Raw genomic sequence first — 2,041 nt, forward strand, 5'->3', positions numbered from 1 at the left:
TACAATAGAAACGTTTAATGAATAAATGTAATAAATATTTGGTTTATTCGGTTTATTTCCGTACCTTTACTATGTAATAAAAATCAATATAACAATACTTTAAAATCACATAATTATGACAAAATTAACTCTAATAGTAAATTTTAATATTGAAAATTCTGATGTTTTAAACTGCTACTATATAAAAGAAAGCGACAAATTTTATGGCCAAGAAAAACATGATATTTTAATCAAAAAAAATAAAAAAAACAAAAACGCTAAATCTGGCGAAATACTAAGAACCGAAACTTATTAATTCTGCGAAAAAAGGGAAAAATTAATCAAAAATAATAGAATATATATTTGGTTTATTCGGTTTAATTTCGTACCTTTACTATGTAATAAAAATCAATATTAATCATTAAAAATTAACACTATGTCACTAAGAAACAAAGTTACCTTAATAGGTAGAACAGGAAAAGAAGTTGAAACAATCACATTTGAAAACAACCAACTTAAGGCTTCTGTAAGTCTTGCAACTAAAGAAAATTACACCAATGCAAAAGGTGAAAAGGTAGAAGAAACACAATGGCACAACCTTATTGCATTTGGAAAAGTTGCAGAGATATTGAGCAAGTATGTCAAGAAAGGGCAAGAAATTGCAATAGAAGGAAAGCTTACGTACAGGTCTTATGATGATAAGGATGGTGTAAAAAGATATGTAACTGAAATTCGTATAGATGAACTTCTTTTATTAGGAGCAAAGCCGGCAGAAGAAACTTCAGGGGAGTAATCCAGGGAAACCTTAGGGGGGGAGGAAACCCCCTTTTTTTTAAACTAAAATAGAATATATATTCTGTTTATTCTAATAAACTTTAAATTTTTGCAATATGAAAAAAACTATCTTAATCGGTATTGGTGCTATCATAGCACTTACTTTAGAATTTTTAGCAGGTTATTATTTTGGTGCGAAAGCTTCAAGGAAAGAAGCAAATCTAAGAGCTGTTGAAATGATACTTAATGATGAAATTCCTAATTATTATATGGTAGTAGGGACAGTAGATTACCTAATTAATAATAAATCCGGAGAGCTTCAGGATGAACTTAAAAAAGCACAATCCCATGAAAAAAATTAAATTCTACTTCAGGGCTTTCTTTGTAATAACTTTTAGTAAAGAGTTTAAGAAATTTGAAAGTGACTATTTAAGAAAAAGTCCGGAAATATTTTTCATGGATGGAGAAAGAATCTTCTCTGAAAAAGAAGAATTCTTTATGACTGTAATAAAGAAATGTTATAATAAAAAATACTTACAAATGAAATAGAATATATATTCTATTTATTCTAATAAACTTTAAATTTTTGCAGATATGAAAATCATAAAATTAAAACAGGATTATTTAAAGTCAATAGCAGGTATATTGCTTATTTTAGTGTTAATGTTTCTTACAATGGTAATCGAGAAATATTGAAGATATGAGAAAGTATATTTTAGTCTACGATCATAACAGTGAATGTTATGACGTTATTACTGAAAAGGAATATTTAAAATCAAAACAGCACATAGAATATATTAAAGATGGGGATGATTTTGATGTTCTAAATTATGAAGCTGACTATAAAAATGGAGAGTACCAATATTATGATGATTATTAATTCATAATATATAAGTCGACAAAATTTTTTCCTGGAGAGCTGATATCTTTCAGAACCGGGAAAAATTTGTCGACAAAATTTTCTTCCGGAAGATCTTCCTGGTTTTAATTTTGTCGCCAAATTTCCGGAGAGAAAGGATTTGGAACCTGTCACAATTCTTTCCCGGCTTCGGCCCCTCCGTCAACAATTGCGCCAGGTTCCAAGAGCTTGTCTTCCCTCTGCCGGGTTCCCGGCCTGATTATTCCAAAAGGCTACAAATTCCGTCATAATTCTTTCCCCCGGGCCTTACCCTTTCCGGGCAAGAATTTCGCCAGAATTTGAGGGTTTATATGGCCCCTGCGCTTCCCTTGTCCCTATTTCATTTACAAAGGAATATCACCGGTTCCAAGCCCCCCAAATCAAATTGGG

General features: G+C 30.8%; 5 protein-coding genes. All 5 read left to right on the forward strand.

From position 1 onward, the window contains the following. The first annotated feature begins 115 nt into the window (after positions 1–115). Positions 116–295, forward strand: coding sequence for a hypothetical protein (locus C8D70_RS20580; RefSeq protein WP_110368535.1), 180 nt, complete (start codon positions 116–118; stop codon positions 293–295). Between the two features lie 120 nt (positions 296–415). Beyond that, positions 416–772 (forward strand): single-stranded DNA-binding protein, encoded by a 357-nt coding sequence (locus C8D70_RS20585; RefSeq protein WP_110368536.1) that lies wholly within the window; start codon positions 416–418, stop codon positions 770–772. Positions 773–869: 97 nt separating this feature from the next. After that, complete coding sequence (locus C8D70_RS20590; RefSeq protein ID WP_110368537.1) at positions 870–1,115, forward strand: hypothetical protein; 246 nt, start codon at positions 870–872, stop codon at positions 1,113–1,115. Beyond that, positions 1,102–1,302 carry a hypothetical protein gene (locus C8D70_RS20595; protein WP_110368538.1) on the forward strand — a complete coding sequence of 67 codons (201 nt, stop codon included), beginning with the start codon at positions 1,102–1,104 and terminating at the stop codon, positions 1,300–1,302. The genes C8D70_RS20590 and C8D70_RS20595 overlap by 14 nt, the downstream gene beginning before the upstream one ends. A 151-nt stretch (positions 1,303–1,453) precedes the next feature. Then, positions 1,454–1,633 carry a hypothetical protein gene (locus C8D70_RS20600; protein WP_110368539.1) on the forward strand — a complete coding sequence of 60 codons (180 nt, stop codon included), beginning with the start codon at positions 1,454–1,456 and terminating at the stop codon, positions 1,631–1,633. Positions 1,634–2,041: the final 408 nt, after the last annotated feature.

Origin of the sequence: Chryseobacterium sp. CBTAP 102 (assembly GCF_003201365.1) — a bacterium.
In the GTDB taxonomy this organism is placed as follows: domain Bacteria; phylum Bacteroidota; class Bacteroidia; order Flavobacteriales; family Weeksellaceae; genus Chryseobacterium; species Chryseobacterium candidae.

What these genes read in the sequence shown, in the direction of transcription:
- C8D70_RS20585 (WP_110368536.1), top strand. Translation starts at nt 416, where the DNA reads ATGTCACTAAGAAACAAAGTTACCTTAATAGGTAGAACAGGAAAAGAA.
- C8D70_RS20580 (WP_110368535.1), top strand. Translation starts at nt 116, where the DNA reads ATGACAAAATTAACTCTAATAGTAAATTTTAATATTGAAAATTCTGAT.
- C8D70_RS20600 (WP_110368539.1), top strand. Translation starts at nt 1,454, where the DNA reads ATGAGAAAGTATATTTTAGTCTACGATCATAACAGTGAATGTTATGAC.
- C8D70_RS20595 (WP_110368538.1), top strand. Translation starts at nt 1,102, where the DNA reads ATGAAAAAAATTAAATTCTACTTCAGGGCTTTCTTTGTAATAACTTTT.
- C8D70_RS20590 (WP_110368537.1), top strand. Translation starts at nt 870, where the DNA reads ATGAAAAAAACTATCTTAATCGGTATTGGTGCTATCATAGCACTTACT.